Here is a 17823-nt window from a genome sequence, read left to right as displayed (position 1 = left end):
CGGCGCTTAGCGCGCCCTGTCAGGCAGATTAAGGATATGGTCCTGCCAGTCGACCACCGTGGACTCAGGCACCGCAATATGGCGAACGGAGATGCGTTCGCCGTGCATCGCCGCTTTTGAGCCAGTCAGCAGCGGGTGCCAGGCCGGCAGAGGCTTGCCTTCCGCCAGCAGGCGATAGGCACAGGTCGGCGGCAGCCATTCGAAGGTCGGCAGATTTTCGCGGGTAAGCTTGATGCAGTCCGGCTCATACTCAAAGCGACGCGCGTAGTTACGACACTGGCAGGTTTTGATATTGAGCTGACGACAGGCGACGTTGGTGAAGTAGATCTCGTCAGTGTCTTCATCCATCAGCTTGTGCAGGCAGCACTGGCCGCAGCCGTCACACAGCGATTCCCACTCCGCGTCGCTCATGTCATCCAGTGTTTTTTGTTGCCAGAAAGGTTGTTCGCTCATCGGAGTGTCCGTCGTTGCCAGTTAAGGGTGCACCTTATAACCAGTCTGGCACGCCGATGCAAGTTTTGCCGCCCCAAAAGGCGGCAAATAGCGCTTACAGCACGCGGGTAGTGAGCGCCAGGCCGTTGAAGCCGACCTCCAGCTCGTCACCGCTGTGCAGCGGCCCCACGCCTTCCGGGGTGCCGGTGAGGATCACATCCCCGGCTTTGAGGGTAAAGAAGCGCGACATATAGGCGATCAGCGGCACAATCCTATGGATCATGTCGGCAGTGGTGCCCTGCTGGCGCACTTCGCCATTAATCTTCAGGCTTAACGACGTATTCTGCGGGTCGCCGTGGAACTCAGCGGCCGGGATAAAGCCGGAGATCGGACAGGCGTTATCGAAGCCTTTGGCCTTCTCCCAGGGTTGTCCCGCTTTTTTCATTTTCGCCTGCAGGTCGCGCAGCGTGAGATCCAGCGCGACGCCATAGCCGGCAATCCCTTTAAGCACATGCTCTTCCGTCGCCTGACGCAGCGTGCTGTCGATAAGCACCGCCAGCTCGACTTCGTGATGCACCGAGCCCAGCCCCTCAGGGAGCACCAACGGCTGACGAAGATCGCACAGCGCAGTCTCAGGTTTAATAAACAGCACCGGCTCTTCCGGCGTCGCACTGCCCATTTCCTTGATGTGTTTCGCATAATTACTGCCGACGCACACTACTTTGCTTACTGGATAATCCAGAAGCGCACCCTGCCAGTTATGATGTTGGTACATTATTTTCCCTCGTGGGTTAATCGGATTGTTTCCCCTGTTCCGCCAGGTGTTTCTTTAGTAGATTTTCAGACGGCGGAGGCAGTTGCAGGTAATAGCCCTGTTCGCTTAACGCCTGTTTCACTTTTTCCAGATCGGCGTTAACCAGTTTTTTGCGCCCATCCAGCGGCAGCAGCATCGCCATTTGCGGCGTGCCAAAGCTGCGCATTAGCTCGTCAGGAACGCGCGAGAAATCGTCCTTTTTTTCGACGTATAAATAGGTTTGTTCACGTTTAGTACTTCGATAGATCACACAAAACATAGTTTTACTCGGAATTAGACCCGTGGTCACTTGCCTCAATATATGAGTGACTATAACATGCCTTTTAGTCTTCGGAATATCACCGCACTTCGGCGGTTGATAAACAGCAAATTGAGTAAGGCCAGGATGTCAAATACGCCAATCGAACTTAAAGGCAGTAGCTTCACGTTATCTGTCGTTCATTTGCACGATGCAAATCCCGAGGTTATTCGTCAGGCGTTAGAAGACAAAATCGCCCAGGCTCCCGCTTTTTTACGTCATGCTCCGGTGGTGGTGAATATCGCCAGCATCGAGGAGGAGGTAGAATGGCGCGCCATCAACGAGGCTATCGCCGCGACCGGTTTACGTATTATGGGCGTTAGCGGATGCAAAATTCCGCGCCTGAAAACCGAAATCGACCGCGCCGGCATCCCGTTATTAACCGAAGGGAAAGAAAAAGCCTCTCGTCCGGCACCGTCCGACCCCACCCCGCCGCCGCCAGTTGCTAGTCAGATCACAAAAACGCGTTTGATTGATCAGCCGGTACGTTCCGGTCAGCGCATTTATGCGCCACACTGTGATCTTATTGTTACAAATCATGTGAGTGCCGGTGCGGAACTTATCGCTGACGGAAATATCCATGTATATGGCATGATGCGAGGACGCGCGCTGGCAGGCGCCGGTGGCGACAGAGACGCCCAGATATTTTGTACCCACCTTGCGGCGGAGCTGGTCTCCATCGCCGGGGAATATTGGCTGAGCGATAACATCCCGGCCGAATTTTATGGCAAAGCGGCGCGCCTGCGTTTAGGTGAAAGCGCTTTGGCAATTCAACCGTTAAATTAATCCCTTTTTAACAAGGAATTTCTATGGCACGCATTATTGTTGTGACTTCGGGTAAAGGGGGCGTTGGCAAGACCACCTCCAGCGCGGCCATCGCTACAGGTTTGGCCCAGAAGGGAAAGAAAACCGTCGTTATCGACTTCGACATCGGCCTGCGTAACCTCGACCTGATTATGGGCTGCGAACGTCGCGTCGTTTATGATTTCGTCAACGTCATTCAGGGCGATGCCACACTGAACCAGGCGCTGATTAAAGATAAGCGCACGGAAAATCTCTACATTCTCCCGGCTTCCCAGACCCGGGATAAAGACGCTCTGACTCGCGAAGGCGTCGACAAGGTTCTCGAAGAACTGAAGAAAATGGAATTCGATTTCATCGTCTGTGATTCCCCGGCAGGCATTGAAACCGGTGCGCTGATGGCGCTTTACTTTGCTGATGAAGCCATCATCACCACTAACCCGGAAGTCTCCTCCGTTCGCGACTCCGACCGCATCCTTGGCATTCTCGCCTCTAAATCCCGCCGCGCGGAAAATGGCGAAGAGCCAATCAAAGAGCATCTGCTGCTGACCCGCTACAATCCAGGCCGCGTTAATAAAGGCGATATGCTGAGCATGGAAGACGTGCTGGAAATTCTGCGCATCAACCTGGTAGGCGTGATCCCGGAAGACCAGTCAGTCCTGCGCGCATCCAACCAGGGTGAGCCGGTGATCCTCGATGCCGCCTCGGACGCAGGCAAAGCCTATGCCGATACCGTTGAACGTCTGCTCGGAGAAGAACGCCCTTTCCGCTTCATTGAAGAAGAGAAGAAAGGATTCCTCAAACGCCTGTTCGGAGGATAAATTATGGCTTTACTCGACTTTTTTCTCTCGCGAAAAAAGAACACGGCTAATATTGCGAAAGAACGCCTGCAAATCATCGTCGCCGAGCGCCGCCGCGGAGACGCGGAGCCGCATTACCTGCCGCAGTTACGCAAAGATATCCTGGAAGTGATCTGTAAATACGTACAGATCGACCCGGAGATGGTCAGCGTGCAGCTGGAGCAGCGGGACGGGGATATATCCATTCTTGAGCTGAACGTGACCCTACCCGAAACGGAAGAGTCGAAATCCTGACCTGTCGCGCTTTCGCGAAAAAAAACCGGCTACGCCACGCGCCGCCGGTTTTTTAATGGTCTGAACCTGGCCGCGAACTAGCGCGGATAGTCGTTTAACAGCCTCTTCAGCCGCTCGGCCATCAGCTCCCCGCGCCAACCGGAAATCAGCTCAGGTTCACCGGCTTGCGTTTTCAGCTGCCAGTGCCAGTTCAGCAGCTGGTTGATCTGCCGACGCGACGCCAGCAGCTCCGCGCTTACGCCCTTCTCTGTGCTCACTTCCTGCACCAGCGCTTTAATATCTTTAAAGGCTTTGCGGTAGCCCGGCATGTCGATCAGGTTCTGCAGCGGCGCCGGCAGGGCCGACTCCGGCAGCGCCTGCGCTTTCTCGACCAGGCTAATCAGCGTTTTGCCGTGGAAGCGAATTTCGCTACCGGACAACCCGAGGCTGTCGAGCTCGCCCAGGCTGGTGGGCATATAGCGCGCCACGCTCCACAGATGCTCTTCCCGCACCACAAAGTTTACCGCCAGGTCGCGCTCGCGCGCTTTGCGCAGGCGCCACTCCGCCAACAGCTGCAGACAACCCAGCTGGCGGGTACGCAGCTGCCAGGCGTTGCCGATATCGCGCCAGGCCTCGGCCGGGTCGACCACCTCCTGACGACGCTGCTGCATCACGCGGCACTCGTCGAGCGCCGCCGGCAGCCAGCCAGCGCGATCGGTCTCCGCCATTAACTGGCTGGCGATCGGCAGCAGATACCAGACGTCGGCCGCGGCATATTCACACTGACGCTCAGTCAGCGGGCGCGCCAGCCAGTCGGTGCGGGATTCGCTTTTATCCAGCGCTACCCCGGAATACTCTTCCACCATTGAGGCGAAGCCCCAGGACATTGGGCGGCCGCAAAAGGCCGCCAGGATCTGGGTGTCAATCAGCGGCTGCGGCATCAGGTTAAATGCATTAAGGAAGACTTCTAAATCTTCGCTGCCGGCATGCAGGTATTTAGTCACATCCTGGTTGAGCAGCAGGTCGCGCATCGGCGCCCAGTCGTTAATCGTCAAGGGATCGATCAGAGAGACCTGCTGGCCGTCGAACAGCTGCAGCAGGCCCAGCTGCGGGTAATAGGTGCGGGTGCGGACAAATTCCGTATCCAGAGCGACGGCGGTGGCCGCGCTTGCCGCTTCGCAGACAGCGCGCAGGCCATCGTCGGTGGTGATCATCTGATAGTTCAAAGCATACTCTCTTAACTTGCGCCCATAAAAAACGCCGGCGTAGCCGGCGTCAGGCGACTCATTCGTTACTTAGCCTTTATTGTCCACTTTAGCGCGCGCTTCGTCACGCAGTTCTCGCCGCAAAATTTTCCCGACGTTGGATTTCGGCAGTTCGTCACGGAATTCCACCAGCTTCGGCACCTTGTATCCGGTCAAATGGCGACGGCAGAACGTAATCAGCGCCTCTTCGGTTAACGCAGCATCTTTCTTGACTACGAAAATCTTCACCGCTTCGCCGCTGCTGCCGGACGGCACGCCGATGGCCGCCACTTCCAGCACCCCGCTATGCTGCATGACCACATCTTCGATTTCGTTCGGATAGACGTTAAAACCCGACACCAGGATCATATCTTTTTTGCGATCGACGATGCGCAGGAACCCCTCTTCATCCATCACCGCGATATCCCCGGTGTGCAGCCAGCCGTCTTTGATAATCTCATCCGTCGCGTCAGGGCGCTGCCAGTAGCCCAGCATCACCTGCGGCCCTTTAATACAGAGCTCGCCCGGCTGACCCGGCGCCACTTCGTTATCATCATCATCCACCAGTTTGGCTTCGGTGGAAGGCACCGGCAGGCCAATGCTGCCGCTGTGGTAGTCAATATCGTGCGGGTTAACGCTGACCAGCGGGGAACACTCTGTCAGGCCGTAGCCCTCCAGCAGATATTGCCCGGTCAGTTTTACCCAGCGCTCGGCCACCGCCTGCTGCACCGGCATCCCACCGCCGGCGGACAAATGCAGCGAGGAGAAATCAAGCTGCTGGAACTCTTTGTTGTTCAGCAAGGCGTTGAACAGGGTATTGACCCCGGTCATGGCGGTAAAAGGATACTTCGCCAGCTCCTTCACCAGCCCGGGGATATCGCGCGGGTTGGTGATCAGCAAATTTTGCCCGCCCAGTTCGATAAACAGCAGGCAGTTCATGGTCAGGGCGAAAATGTGATACAGCGGCAGCGCGGTCACCACGAACTCTTTGCCGCGATGCAGCAGCGGGCCGTAGGTGGCATTGACCTGCTCGAGGTTAGCCAGCATATTGCGGTGGGTTAGCATCGCACCTTTGGCCACGCCGGTGGTGCCCCCGGTGTACTGCAGAAACGCCAGATCTTCCGCAACGATCTCCGGCTTGACGTACTGCATGCGATAGCCGTGCTGCAACGCGCTGCGAAACGAGATGGCGTCCGGCAGATGGTACTTCGGCACCAGGCGCTTAATATACTTGACCACAAAGTTCACCAGCGTACCTTTGGCGGTGGAAAGCTGGTCGCCCATGCGCGTCAGGATCACATGCTGGACCTGAGTTTTCGCCACCACTTTTTCCAGGGTATGGGCAAAGTTGGAGACTATGACGATCGCCGCCGCGCCGCTGTCGTTGAGCTGATGCTCCAGTTCGCGCGGGGTATATAAGGGGTTGACGTTAACCACGATCATCCCGGCGCGCAGGATGCCAAACAGAGCCACCGGATACTGCAGCAGGTTAGGCATCATCAGGGCCACGCGATCGCCCTTCTGTAACCCCAACCCCTCCTGAAGATAAGCGGCGAAGGCGCGACTACGCTCCTCCAGCTTACGGTAGGTCATCACTTCACCCATATTGATAAACGCCGGTTGGTCGGCGTAACGGGTGGTGGCATGTTCAAACAGTTCAACCAGGGATTGATAGCGGTCAGGATTTATCTCCGCCGGAACATCTGCGGGATAACGGTTTAGCCAAACCTTTTTCACTGCATCACCTCTGAAATAGTTATTCGTCGTCATCACAGCCCCTGGATAATACATTTTGTTAACATTATATTAACTCAGCGTACCAGTTTATTAATTAGGCAATGAGCAGGTTGCGAAGCGCGTCACTATTTTTTTTCTTATTCGACTGAAAACAAAGAAACAGCGGACCGGCCGCTGTTTCTTTGAACTAACATAAACAACAAAATCATTCGGTTACAACGTTTCTCACCTCAGCAGGGCCGGGATTGTACCAGCCCCAGCCGCCATAGCCGTAGCCCCAGGGGCGCGGACCCAGCATCCACGGGTCGATAGGTTGCGGAGGCATCACCACCTGCTGCACTACGTTCCAGCGCTTGTAGCCGGTGGCGTTCATCAGCATAAATTTATACGGCGTGCTGCCCACCTTGCCGTCAACCACCCCGGCGATCGGTCCGACCACGGTCACTAGTTGACCGCGGAAATCCACCGGATCGAGGAAGCCATTGACGTCAGCAAAAATCCTTCCGCGGGACGGCTCGCCCAGCACTGGCCGCGCGCCGCTGTCCAGCGGTACGGTGGCGATTTCTAAGCGGGTTTTCCCCTGCTGGTTTTGCACATTGACCACCTTACCGCCAAAGCGCGCTTCCTGGCCAACGTACAGCTGCGGCGCGTTCATCACCCGCACTAAATCCTGCTGCGGCGTCGGGCTGGTGCCTTTGATGGCATCCGGCACTGACACGCAGCCGCTTAGCGCAACGGCAACCGCCGCGGCTAACAGCCAGCGAACGCCCTGTTTTTGACCCGCCATGATGCGACTCCTTTTCTCAGTCTTCTTGTTACTGAGATTCACTCGCGGCCTGGAAGTTTCTTCCACGCCACCTCGTTTCGCAAATAAACCGGCTCCGCTTTCTCCACGGCCACGGTTTTCCCCGCCGCCAGCAGGTAACAGGCTAACGGCAGCATATCCTCCGCCGCCGGCAATTCAATTTCGCCGCTGCTTAAGGTCAGTCCGCTCGCTTTCGCCAGATCCGGCCACGCCTGCCATCCGGTGCCGACGGTGGCCCATTCGCCGGAAAGCTGTGCCAGTCGTTCGGCTACCGCGTCCGGTTTGAGCACCGCTTCCGTCTCTTCGCCATGCCAGACGCCCTGCTCGTCGCGCTGGTACTCGGCCCAGTAGACTTCGCCCATACGCGCATCAATGGCCGCCAGCACACGGGTGGCGCCGGTTTTGCGCCAGGCGCCCTGCGCCATGGTGGCCAGCGTGGAAACGCCAATCATTGGCAGTTCGGCGCCCAGCGCCAGCCCCTGGGCGATACCGATGCCGATGCGCACGCCGGTAAAGCTGCCCGGACCGCGGCCAAAGGCCAGCGCGTCCAGCTCGCTCAGCGTGGTGCCGCTCTCGGTGAGGACCTCCTGCACCAGCGGCAGGATACGTTGGGTATGTTCGCGGGGACAAATTTCGAAATGAGCACTAAGGGTGCCATCATTCCACAGAGCCGCGGAGCAGGCCTCTGTGGCGGTATCGATAGCCAAAATTCGCATGGGTGGTCACGCTCTCGTTACATAGTTCAGGCCTTCAGGCAGCCTGATTTCCGGCAAACGGCCAACCCGCCGCCATGCCGCCCGAAGTCTATTGGGAACCGCTAATTAACAAAATGGCGCGCAGCTTAACACATTTTAGTGCGGATTACCTTGCCGGCGGTACGGCGAGAAAGCGCACCGCCCGACTGATATCGCGGGTTCGCGGCGCCGGCGGCAGACTGGCCAGGAACACCGCGCCGTAGGGGCGCATCACCAGCCGGTTGTCGCAGATCACCAGCACCCCGCGGTCGTCGATATCGCGGATCAGGCGGCCCACCCCCTGCTTGAGGGTGATCACCGCATCCGGGAGCTGCACTTCATCGAAGGGATCGCCGCCGCGCAGCCGGCAATCTTCCATTCGCGCTTTTAGCAGCGGATCGTCCGGCGAGGTGAACGGTAGCTTATCGATAATCACCAGCGACAGCGCGTCGCCGCGCACATCGACTCCCTCCCAGAAGCTGCTGGTAGCCACCAGCAGCGCGTTGCCGGCGCTGACGAACTGCTGCAGCAGCTGGCCTTTACTGGTCTCGCCCTGCAGCAGCACCGGTAGCGTCATGGTGGCGCGGAACTGCTCCGCCAGATCGCGCATCATGGCGTGCGAGGTGCACAACATAAAGCAGCGACCATCGTTGGCCTCGATCAGCGGCTTGAGCATCGCCGCCAGGTGTCGCGCTGCGCCGGGCTGGTTCGGCAGGGGTAGGTTGCGCGGCACGCAGAGCAGCGCCTGGTGCTGATAGTCAAAGGGACTCGGCAGCAGCAGAGTCTGCGCCTCGTCGATCCCCAGCCGGGCGGTAAAGTGATGCAGATCGTCGTTAACCGACAACGTCGCCGAGGTAAAGATCCAACTCCCCGACTTCTGCGCCATCACCTCTTTAAACTTCTCGGCCACGGTCAGCGGCGTCAGCGCGAGAGTAAAGTGGCGCGAGGTACACTCATACCAGTAGCTGTAGCCCGGCAGGTTGATCTCTTTCAACCGCTTCAGGCGCCCGCGATAGAGGGTGGCGCGCTCAAAAGCGGCGTCGAGCAGCGCCGAGCGGCCCAGCGAAAGTTTGGCGACGTCATAGCATAGCTCGAGCGCGTCATCGAGCAGCAGCAGCGCCCGCTGAATGTGGCTGTCCGCCAGCAGCTCGCGCAGATTGCCGCGGTAGCCCGGGTCTCCCAGCTGCAGGCGGAAATCCTGCGCGCTTTGCGCCAGGCGGTCGGCGCATTTTTGCAGCTGCTGAGTGTCTTTCAGTTCGGTGCGGTAGGCAATGGTGATGTCTTTCGCCAGGTCCAGCAGCTGGCGGCTGGAGAGCGACTGGCCAAAGTACTGACTGGCGATATCCGGCAGCTGATGGGCTTCATCGAAGATCATCACTTCCGCCTCGGGGATCAGCTCGGCAAAGCCGCTCTCTTTGACCACCATATCGGCCAGGAACAGGTGATGGTTGACCACCACCACGTCGGCGTCCATCGCTTTTTTACGCGCCTTCACCACGAAGCAATCTTTATACAGTGGGCAGTCGCTACCGAGACAGTTATCGTTGGTGCTGGTCACCAGCGGCCAGGCCTGAGAGTCTTCCGCGACGCTGGCGCAGGTGCTGATATCGCCATCCTGGGTTTGATTCGACCAGGAGCGCAGGAGGATCACATCGCTGAGGGTTTGCACCGGCAGATCGCCGCCCGCCAGCGCCTGCTGCTCAAGACGTTCGAGACACAGGTAGTTGGAACGCCCTTTGAGCAGCGCCAGTTTCCCGGTGAATTTGAGCGCTTTGGCGACGGTGGGCAGATCGCGGCTGTAAAGCTGATCCTGCAGCGCTTTCGAGCCGGTGGAGATAATCACCTTTTTTTTCGCCCGCAGCGCAGGCGCCAGGTAAGCGTAGGTTTTACCGGTTCCGGTCCCCGCTTCCACCACCAGCGGCCGGGAGGCCTCAATCGCTTCGCTGACCGCCACCGCCATCTGGCGCTGCGGCTCGCGCGGTTTAAATCCCGGTATGGCTTTGGCTAGCTGGCCGTCTGCTGCAAAATCGTCGATCACATTGCCCCCTGGTTATTTGGACAGTGATTATGTCAGGGAGGACGGCGTTTCGCCAGTCCGGGTAGTGACGCGAGCGGCACATTATGGCAGTCTTGCCGCAGCCGAATGGAATGCTTAAAGAGGAAAAAGCAATGACAATTACGCGTATTGATGCCGAAGCCCGTTGGTCAGACGTGGTGATCCACAACCAGACCCTGTACTACACCGGCGTGCCGGCAAATCTCGATGCCGACGCTTTCGAGCAGACCGCCAATACCCTGGCGCAGATTGACGCGGTGCTGGAAAAACAGGGCAGCGACAAGTCGCGTATTCTTGACGCCACCATCTTCCTCGCCGATAAAAGCGACTTTGCGGCGATGAATAAAGCCTGGGACGCGTGGGTGGTGGCTGGTCACGCCCCGGTGCGCTGCACGGTGGAAGCGACGCTGATGAACCCGCAGTATAAAGTTGAGATCAAAATTATCGCCGCGGTGTAATTACTCGTCCTCATCCTCATCTTCAAAGCGCGCGACGATCTGCTCGCCGGTATGCGTTGCGCGCAGCTCTTCCGCCACCAGGGCAATCGCCTGGCCGCTGCTTATCCCCTGAGCCATTAGCTCATGGATACGTTCGACCGCTTTTTGCTGTTGCTCGTGGCTCAGCGAAGGTAAACCTGCAAACATCTTTTACTCCTGCTACATTGTGGGGCGTAATTATTTCACGCCGTCCCCAACTACGCCAGAGGGGCGGCAACGTTCAGGATCGAGAAAGATGTTGTCCCCCGCGATTATTACCCTGCCCTGGCGCCCGGATGCGGCCGAACACTATTTTGCGCCGTTAAGCGCCCTGCCCTGGGCGATGCTGCTGCATTCCGGCTTTGCCGACCATCCGCATAACCGCTTTGATATTCTGGTGGCTGCCCCGCGCGCCACGCTGCTGACGCGCGGTGAACAGACGTGGGTCGACGACGGCGAAACCGTTGTTGTCTCAGCGGAAGATCCGCTGCAGCTCCTGCAGCAGCAGTTGGATCGTCAGCCGTTCACGCCGCAGCCCCATGACGATCTGCCGTTTCTCGGCGGCGCGCTGGGATTATTCGGTTACGACCTGGGCCGTCGCTTTGAGCGTCTCCCTTCGCACGCGCAGGCCGATATCGCGCTGGCGGATATGGCGGTGGGGATCTATGACTGGGCGCTTATCGTCGACCACCAGCGCCAACAGATATCGCTGCTCAGCTATGACGACCCGCAGCAGCGTCTACAGTGGCTGGAGGCGCAAACGCCGACGCCGGGTGAAACCTTCGCCCTGAGCTCTGCCTGGCAGTCAAATATGAGCCGCCAGCAGTACGGGGAAAAATTTCGCCAGGTACAGGCCTATCTGCACAGCGGCGACTGCTATCAGGTCAACCTCGCCCAGCGTTTTCAGGCCAGCTACGTCGGTGATGAATGGCAGGCCTTCCGCCAGCTGAACGCCGTCAACCGCGCCCCCTTTAGCGCCTTTATTCGCCTCGATGAAGGGGCGATTTTAAGCCTGTCGCCGGAGCGCTTTATCCAGCTGCGCCAGGGGGAGATCCAGACGCGGCCGATAAAAGGCACCCTGCCGCGGCTCGATTCGCCGCTGGCAGATGCGCAGCAGGCTGAGAAGCTGGCGAATTCGCCGAAAGATCGCGCCGAGAATTTAATGATTGTCGACCTGATGCGCAACGACATCGGCCGCGTCGCCGTCCCGGGCAGCGTGCGGGTCCCCGAGCTGTTCGTGGTGGAGCCGTTCCCGGCGGTCCATCATCTGGTCAGTACCATCACCGCCCGCCTGCCAATGACGCTGCACGCCAGCGACCTGCTGCGCGCCGCCTTTCCCGGCGGCTCGATCACCGGCGCGCCGAAAGTGCGGGCGATGGAGATTATCGATGAACTGGAGCCCCAGCGTCGCAACGCCTGGTGTGGGAGCATTGGCTACCTGAGCTATTGCGGCAATATGGATACCAGCATCACCATTCGCACCCTGACGGCATGGCAGGGACAGCTGTACTGCTCCGCCGGCGGCGGAATTGTGGCGGATAGCGAGGAAGCGGCGGAATATCAGGAAACTTTTGATAAAGTTAATCGTATCCTGCAGCAACTGGAGAATTAGACCATGGCGGATCGCGCCCTTAATCTGGATGATTTTCTGTCCCGCTTTCAGCTTCTGCGCCCGCAGCCTTCGCGCCATGCGCTCAATCAGCGGCAGGCGGCGGTGCTGGTGCCGATCGTGCGCCGGCCGCAGCCCGGCCTGCTGCTGACCCAGCGTTCGCCGCTGCTGCGCAAGCACGCCGGCCAGGTCGCCTTTCCCGGCGGCGCAGTAGATAATACCGACGCGACGCTTATCGCCGCCGCCCTGCGCGAAGCTCAGGAAGAGGTGGCGATCCCGCCGGAGGCGGTCGAGGTGATCGGCGTCCTGCCGCCGGTGGACAGCGTCACCGGCTTTCAGGTGACGCCGGTAGTGGGCATTATTCCCCCGGATCTGCACTACCACGCCAGCCAGGACGAAGTCTCCGCGGTATTTGAAATGCCGCTCGCCGAAGCCCTGCGCCTTGGGCGCTACCATCCGCTCGATATCCACCGCCGGGGCAACGACCACCGCGTCTGGCTCTCCTGGTACCAGCATTATTTTGTCTGGGGAATGACCGCCGGGATCATTCGCGAGCTGGCGCTGCAAATTGGCGCACGTCCTTAGCTATACTGATAATGAGAGGGCGCTCTCATTATTAGTAAAATCGCGGTTAGCCATTAGTTTAATTCATGTGAATAGTTGAACTGACAGGGCGCTTCCCTCTTACACTATGCGCAGTTATTACATCGTTACCGCACCCGCGGTAACCCTGTCAGGAGTATTATCGTGATTAGTCTATTCGACATGTTCAAGGTGGGGATTGGTCCCTCATCTTCCCACACTGTTGGCCCGATGAAGGCCGGAAAACAGTTCGTCGATGACCTGGTCGAAAAAGGATTGCTTAATGCAGTGACTCGTGTGGCGGTTGACGTCTACGGTTCACTGTCATTAACCGGCAAAGGCCACCATACGGACATCGCCATTATCATGGGACTGGCGGGCAATCAGCCCGATACGGTCGATATTGACGCGATCCCGGCTTTTATCCGTGACGTCGAAGCGCGCGGTCGTCTGCTGCTGGCCAACGGCCAGCACGAGGTCGACTTCCCGGCGGATGACGGCATGCGTTTTCGTAGCGACAACCTGCCGCTGCACGAAAACGGCATGACCATTCACGCCTGGGCCGGCGAGAAAGAGATCTACTGCAAGACCTACTACTCTATCGGCGGCGGCTTTATTGTCGACGAAGAGCACTTCGGCAAGGAAAACGCCAACGAACTGCAGGTGCCCTACCCATTTAAATCGGCGCAGGAAATGCTGGCCTACTGCAAAGAGACTGGCCTGTCGCTCTCCGGGATGGTGATGCAGAACGAACTGGCTCTGCACAGCAAAAAAGAGATCGAGGATTATTTCGCCAACGTCTGGCAGACCATGCGCGCCTGTATCGACCGCGGGATGAACACCGAGGGCGTGCTGCCTGGCCCGCTGCGCGTACCGCGTCGCGCCTCGGCGCTGCGTCGTCTGCTGGTGGCCAGCGATAAGCTCTCCAGCGATCCAATGAACGTTGTTGACTGGGTCAATATGTTCGCGCTGGCGGTCAATGAAGAGAACGCCGCCGGCGGTCGCGTGGTAACCGCGCCGACCAACGGCGCCTGCGGCATCGTTCCGGCGGTACTCGCCTATTACGATCACTTTATCGAGTCCGTCAGCCCGGAGATCTATATTCGCTACTTTATGGCCTGTGGGGCGATCGGCGCGCTGTATAAGATGAATGCGTCCATTTCCGGCGCGGAAGTCGGCTGTCAGGGCGAGGTGGGCGTCGCCTGCTCGATGGCGGCGGCGGGCCTGGCTGAACTGCTCGGCGCCAGCCCGGAACAGGTTTGCGTGGCGGCGGAGATCGGCATGGAACACAACCTCGGCCTGACCTGTGATCCGGTCGCCGGCCAGGTGCAGGTGCCATGCATTGAACGTAACGCCATCGCTTCCGTCAAGGCGATCAACGCCGCGCGAATGGCGATGCGCCGCACCAGCGAACCGCGCGTCTCGCTCGATAAGGTGATCGAGACCATGTATGAAACCGGTAAAGACATGAACGCCAAGTACCGCGAAACCTCGCGCGGCGGCCTGGCGATTAAAGTTCAGTGTGACTAAACTTTTCGTGCCCCTCTGCGCCTGCAAAGCGCGCAGGGGGTTAACCCTGGTGACTGAAATCTCCCTGATGCGCCTTCAACGGCGCATTTTCTTTTTTCTATACCTGGCGATATTCTGCCACTACACTTGCTCTATCAAATAAGCCACGCTTAACCACTCGTCCTGTCGACAGGGTGTCGCACATGCAGACTGCACAAAAAGTCATTACGGCCTATCGTCACAAACGCATTATTGTCTGCCTGCTGGTAGCCCTGGCGACCCTAAGCGCCACATTAGCCATCCGATTTATTTCGCAGCGCAGCGTAAATGAAGATTATATTCGCACGGCCGCCAGCCAACGGGTGGCGGCGCTCAATGACATCTTGCGCCCGCTAAGCGCGCAGCGAGCCACCCTGCTCCCTCTGGTGGGCAAACCCTGCCCTGATATCCATCTGACGCTGCGCAAAATGGCGGCCTCGTTGCAAACCATTCGTTCCGTCGCCCTCGTCACGTCAGGTATCGTTTACTGTTCCAGTATTTTTGGCCCGCGACAGGCGGACTTACATCGCCTGCAGCCCGCGCTTCCTGCGCCCCGCCCTCTGCTGCTCTTCTCGAACGACAGCTCCTTGCTCAAAGGCTCGCCGGTACTGATCCAATGGTATCCAGCCGCGGAGAACGGCCTGGACGGCGTGATGCTGGTGGTGAATATTGAGCTGTTGGGAACCTTAATTCTTAATGAAAAATCGGCCCTGATCAGCGACGTCAGCCTGCAGGTTGGCGATCGTTATTTTAGCAGCCGCCATGGGCTTCTCGAAAAAGCGCATGTCCCGCAGGGCACGGTGATTTATCGCCAGCGCTCTACGGAGTTTCCGTTTACTGTCAATATTAACGGCCCTGGCGCCTCGGCGATTGCGCTTGAGGAGCTGCCCGGCGAGCTGCCGCTGGCGCTGATTTTTAGCCTGCTAATGACCGGCATCGCCTGGCTGGCCACCGCCGGCAGAATGAGTTTCTCGCGGGAAATAAGCCTTGGCATTTCGGCCCGGGAGTTTGCCCTCTGGTGCCAGCCGCTGCAGGATGCGCGCAGCGGCCGCTGCTGCGGGGTGGAGATCCTGCTGCGCTGGAATAATCCCCGCCGTGGGACGATTTCGCCGGAGGTATTTATCCCCATCGCCGAAGGCAATAATCTGATCATCCCTCTCACCCGCTATGTGATTGCCGAAACCGCTCGCCGCCTGGACGCTTTTCCTCGCGACCGCCATTTTCACATCGCGATCAATGTCGCCGCGCGCCATTTCGCTAACGGACTCCTGCTGCGCGACCTGCACAATTACTGGTTCAGCGTGGATCCGGTGCAGCAGCTGGTGGTCGAGCTAACCGAACGCGATGTCCTGCAGGATGGCGACCAGCATATGGCCGAACATCTGCACTTTAAAGGCGTACAGCTGGCGATCGATGATTTTGGTACCGGCAATACTTCGCTCTCATGGCTGGAAAAGCTGCGCCCGGACGTCCTGAAGATCGACCGCTCGTTCACCAGCTCGGTAGGCATAGATAGCGTGAACGCGACGGTGACAGATATTATTATCGCCCTCGCCAACCGCCTGCATATTGTTACCGTTGCCGAAGGGGTGGAGACGCTGGAGCAGGAAAACTACCTGCGTAGCCACGGCGTCGATGTGCTGCAGGGGTTTTATTATGCGCGGCCGATGCCGGTGGAGGCGTTCCCGGCGTGGCTGGCCAGCAGGGAGGAGAGTGAGGATGAGAGCGAGACGACAGAATAACTCGCCGGCCGCAGCGGCCGGCGAGCCTGGCGATTACTCTTCTTCGTCGCTCGGCGGACGAGTGACCACCGCGCGCACCAGATCGACCCGGTAATCATTCGCTTCCACTACGGTAAAATGCAGCGGCGGAAGCGACACGACGTCGCCAATGCGCGGGATATGACCATTGGCGGAGATCACCAGCCCGGCAACGGTGGCAATATCCTCATCGTCATTGATCAGTGGATCCAGCCCCAGCGCCTGCTGCAGCGCATGCAGGTCGGTCGACCCCTTAATAAGCCAGCCATCGCCATCGATGACAATCTCTGGCGTCTCATCAGCGTCCGGGAATTCACCGGCGATGGCTTCAAGGACGTCCAGCGGCGTGACCAGCCCCTGCACCACGCCAAATTCATTAGTTACGATGACGAAGCTGCCGCGCGCCCGACGCAGGACCCCGAGCAGATTGATCGGGTCCAGCGTTTCCGGAACGACAATTGCCGGGGAGGCAGAAGCCAGCGCCGCGACGTTTTCCCCCGACTCCAGGGCCACCAGCATCTCTTTCGCCCGCACGATACCAATGATTTCATCCAGCTCTCCGCGGCAGACCGGGAAGAGGCTGTGCGGCGACGACAGCAGCTGACGACGAATTTCATCTTCACTCTGTTCAGCGTCGACCCAGCTGATTTCTCCGCGCGGGGTCATGATGCTGCGCAGGGAGCGCTGGGCCAGGGTCAGCACGCCATTAATCATGTAGCGCTCTTCTTCCGCAAAGGCGCCCTCAGGAACGGGCACCGCGGCTGGACTGTCTGCGTCATGGCTGACGGAGGCCTGTTTGCGGCCGCCCATCAGGCGCAGGATGGCATCCGCGGTCCGAGCGCGCAGCGGCAGCGTCGACTGGTGGCGAACAAAGTTACGGCGCGCCACCTGGTTAAAGAACTCGATAATGATCGAGAAACCGATCGCCGCGTACAGATACCCTTTCGGAATATGGAAGCCAAACCCTTCCGCCACCAGGCTCAGGCCAATCATCAACAGGAAGCTCAGACAGAGCACGACCACCGTCGGGTGCTGGTTGACAAAGCGCGTCAACGGCTTGGAGGCCAGCAGCATCAAGATCATCGCGATCACCACCGCCGCCATCATCACCGGCAGATGGTTAACCATCCCGACCGCCGTGATCACGGCGTCCAGGGAGAAGACGGCATCCAGCACCACTATCTGCAATACTACTACCCAGAAACTGGCATAGCCTTTACCGTGACCGGCATCGTGCTGGCGGTTTTCCAGCCGTTCATGCAGCTCGGTTGTCGCCTTAAACAACAAGAAGATCCCGCCGAGCAGCATGATGAGATCGCGCCCGGAAAAGGAGAAATCGGCGATGGTAATCAGTGGTTTCGTCAGCGTCACCATCCAGGAGATGACCGACAGCAGCCCCAGGCGCATCACCAGCGCCAGTGACAGGCCGATCAGACGCGCTTTATCGCGCTGCTTCGGCGGCAGTTTGTCCGCCAGGATGGCAATAAACACCAGGTTGTCGATACCGAGCACAATTTCCAGAACGATAAGCGTCAACAGGCCGGCCCAGATTGAGGGATCCATTAACAATTCCATGTACGACTCCGGTTTGCGGCAAGGTCAGTCATCGCCATGCCATGCAGGGGCGCGACACCAGGTGCTGAAAGAAATGCGGGATACGTAGAGGTGGCAATCAGATGCCAGAAAGTGAAAAGACGTCGATGACGGTCCATACTGCGGGCTATGCCCTATACTCCTGAGTAATTAAACGGAAGTTAAACATAGCAAAATATAGATCGAAATTGGAAATAATTTACCTGAATTTGCAATAACTAAGGCTATTTTTTGCGCTGCAAAATTATTCGCAGACGATAC

18 protein-coding genes are annotated in these 17823 nt (G+C 58.4%); 8 read left to right on the top strand and 10 right to left on the bottom strand.

Annotation, left to right across the window (positions count from 1 at the left end):
- Positions 1-6 precede the first annotated feature (6 nt).
- From KB890_RS24290 to KB890_RS24280, 3 genes are all read right to left on the bottom strand, one after another.
- On the bottom strand, positions 7-453 hold the full coding sequence (locus tag KB890_RS24290) for a YcgN family cysteine cluster protein (RefSeq protein WP_002910896.1): 447 nt from the start codon (positions 451-453) through the stop codon (positions 7-9).
- 94 nt (positions 454-547) lie between these two features.
- The gene (locus KB890_RS24285) at positions 548-1207 is read right to left on the bottom strand and encodes a fumarylacetoacetate hydrolase family protein (protein WP_020324951.1); all 660 of its coding nucleotides are present in this window, start codon (positions 1205-1207) and stop codon (positions 548-550) included.
- A gap of 16 nt (positions 1208-1223) precedes the next feature.
- The gene (locus tag KB890_RS24280) at positions 1224-1505 is read right to left on the bottom strand and encodes a YcgL domain-containing protein (protein ID WP_002910898.1); all 282 of its coding nucleotides are present in this window, start codon (positions 1503-1505) and stop codon (positions 1224-1226) included.
- Positions 1506-1631: 126 nt separating this feature from the next.
- On the opposite strand from KB890_RS24280, the gene minC reads away from it, so the two are divergent.
- Genes minC through minE form a run of 3 tightly spaced genes read left to right on the top strand, consistent with a single transcriptional unit; the run spans position 1632 to position 3439 of the window.
- Positions 1632-2330, top strand: a complete 699-nt coding sequence (minC, locus tag KB890_RS24275) for a septum site-determining protein MinC (RefSeq protein ID WP_004180423.1) — start codon at positions 1632-1634, stop codon at positions 2328-2330.
- A gap of 23 nt (positions 2331-2353) precedes the next feature.
- Entirely contained in the window at positions 2354-3166 is an 813-nt protein-coding gene (gene minD / locus KB890_RS24270) for a septum site-determining protein MinD (protein ID WP_002910900.1), read from the top strand.
- 3 nt (positions 3167-3169) lie between these two features.
- The gene (gene minE, locus KB890_RS24265) at positions 3170-3439 is read left to right on the top strand and encodes a cell division topological specificity factor MinE (protein ID WP_002910902.1); all 270 of its coding nucleotides are present in this window, start codon (positions 3170-3172) and stop codon (positions 3437-3439) included.
- A 77-nt stretch (positions 3440-3516) separates the two neighbouring features.
- Here the strand turns inward: minE and rnd are convergent, their stop codons facing one another.
- From rnd to KB890_RS24240, 5 genes are all read right to left on the bottom strand, one after another.
- Complete coding sequence (gene rnd / locus KB890_RS24260) at positions 3517-4632, bottom strand: ribonuclease D (protein ID WP_020324960.1); 1116 nt, start codon at positions 4630-4632, stop codon at positions 3517-3519.
- An 81-nt stretch (positions 4633-4713) separates the two neighbouring features.
- Positions 4714-6399 (bottom strand): long-chain-fatty-acid--CoA ligase FadD, encoded by a 1686-nt coding sequence (fadD, locus tag KB890_RS24255; RefSeq protein WP_002910904.1) that lies wholly within the window; start codon positions 6397-6399, stop codon positions 4714-4716.
- 205 nt (positions 6400-6604) lie between these two features.
- Complete coding sequence (locus KB890_RS24250; RefSeq protein ID WP_002910905.1) at positions 6605-7186, bottom strand: Slp family lipoprotein; 582 nt, start codon at positions 7184-7186, stop codon at positions 6605-6607.
- A gap of 38 nt (positions 7187-7224) precedes the next feature.
- Positions 7225-7920, bottom strand: a complete 696-nt coding sequence (gene tsaB, locus KB890_RS24245; protein WP_004151443.1) for a tRNA (adenosine(37)-N6)-threonylcarbamoyltransferase complex dimerization subunit type 1 TsaB — start codon at positions 7918-7920, stop codon at positions 7225-7227.
- Positions 7921-8065: 145 nt separating this feature from the next.
- Positions 8066-9976 (bottom strand): ATP-dependent DNA helicase, encoded by a 1911-nt coding sequence (locus KB890_RS24240; RefSeq protein WP_020324955.1) that lies wholly within the window; start codon positions 9974-9976, stop codon positions 8066-8068.
- Between the two features lie 131 nt (positions 9977-10107).
- Between KB890_RS24240 and KB890_RS24235 the strand changes: the two genes are divergently transcribed.
- Positions 10108-10452 (top strand): RidA family protein, encoded by a 345-nt coding sequence (locus KB890_RS24235; protein WP_002910910.1) that lies wholly within the window; start codon positions 10108-10110, stop codon positions 10450-10452.
- Here the strand turns inward: KB890_RS24235 and KB890_RS24230 are convergent, their stop codons facing one another.
- Positions 10453-10638: a YoaH family protein gene (locus tag KB890_RS24230; RefSeq protein ID WP_004145519.1), complete on the bottom strand. Its 186-nt coding sequence runs from the start codon at positions 10636-10638 to the stop codon at positions 10453-10455.
- An 88-nt stretch (positions 10639-10726) separates the two neighbouring features.
- On the opposite strand from KB890_RS24230, the gene pabB reads away from it, so the two are divergent.
- The 4 genes from pabB (at position 10727) to KB890_RS24210 (ending at position 15951) form a co-directional block, all read left to right on the top strand.
- Positions 10727-12082, top strand: coding sequence for an aminodeoxychorismate synthase component 1 (gene pabB, locus KB890_RS24225; RefSeq protein WP_004180428.1), 1356 nt, complete (start codon positions 10727-10729; stop codon positions 12080-12082).
- Positions 12083-12085: 3 nt separating this feature from the next.
- Positions 12086-12664, top strand: a complete 579-nt coding sequence (locus tag KB890_RS24220; protein WP_004180429.1) for a CoA pyrophosphatase — start codon at positions 12086-12088, stop codon at positions 12662-12664.
- A 162-nt stretch (positions 12665-12826) separates the two neighbouring features.
- Positions 12827-14191, top strand: a complete 1365-nt coding sequence (gene sdaA, locus KB890_RS24215) for an L-serine ammonia-lyase (RefSeq protein ID WP_004151445.1) — start codon at positions 12827-12829, stop codon at positions 14189-14191.
- Between the two features lie 182 nt (positions 14192-14373).
- Positions 14374-15951, top strand: a complete 1578-nt coding sequence (locus tag KB890_RS24210) for an EAL domain-containing protein (protein WP_004180430.1) — start codon at positions 14374-14376, stop codon at positions 15949-15951.
- A gap of 33 nt (positions 15952-15984) precedes the next feature.
- Here KB890_RS24210 and yoaE read toward each other — a convergent pair whose 3' ends face one another.
- Positions 15985-17544, bottom strand: coding sequence for a CNNM family cation transport protein YoaE (yoaE, locus tag KB890_RS24205; RefSeq protein ID WP_004145524.1), 1560 nt, complete (start codon positions 17542-17544; stop codon positions 15985-15987).
- Positions 17545-17823: the final 279 nt, after the last annotated feature.

Source organism: Klebsiella sp. P1954 (assembly GCF_018199955.1).
GTDB classification, from domain to species: domain Bacteria; phylum Pseudomonadota; class Gammaproteobacteria; order Enterobacterales; family Enterobacteriaceae; genus Klebsiella; species Klebsiella pneumoniae.
The sequence above is the reverse complement of the archived record's forward strand: the minus strand, read 5'-3'. Positions and strand labels throughout refer to the sequence as shown.